Here is a 540-nt window from a genome sequence, read left to right as displayed (position 1 = left end):
TAACGCTTCACATATGGGGCGCAGGCTTGCTGGCTATACTTGCGAAGAATGAGCCGAGCCAGCGAGTATGCGTCCCAATGAGCGAAGCGAATGAACATAATGTGTTTGTTAGGAGTGCCTACTCCTGGTATTTTGCAATTGCGAGCTTTTTAGCTTTATCGACTCCTGAAATACCACTATCTAAAAGGATTTTTCCCAGTATTCCATCGCTTCTTTGTGATGCCATATTTGAATACTTATTATCAATTTTCTCTGCAATATAGCACCAAGTGTAAGCTTCTTGTAAGTCCAATATTGGTTTTTCAGTCGATAATGCCACACACAAACCAAACGGAGCGAATTCGTATTTAAACTTCGCTGATTCTAACAAAAATTCTAGTCCCAAATTAGGATCAAATTCCTTCCTTTCGGCTCTAAATAGCTCTGTACCGATCACGAACAATTGTTCTGGAGTATATTTGCTTTTATCTACTGCAAAAACAGAACCTGAAACTAGGAACAATAATAAAAAAACAAGCTGCCTCATCAGCACTCCTAACG

The 540-nt window shown here is 39.6% G+C and carries 1 protein-coding gene; it reads right to left on the bottom strand.

Features of this window, described 5'->3' with window-relative positions; translation table 11 throughout:
- Positions 1-118: 118 nt before the first annotated feature.
- Positions 119-540, bottom strand: a 422-nt coding sequence (locus ABWV72_RS21195) for a hypothetical protein (protein WP_353372975.1), incomplete at its 5' end; no start/stop codon positions are given.

Source organism: Aliiglaciecola sp. NS0011-25, from assembly GCF_040370605.1.
Classification (GTDB): Bacteria; Pseudomonadota; Gammaproteobacteria; order Enterobacterales; family Alteromonadaceae; genus Aliiglaciecola; species Aliiglaciecola lipolytica_A.
Note: the sequence above shows the minus strand (reverse complement) of the source record. Positions and strands in the feature narration are given on the sequence as shown.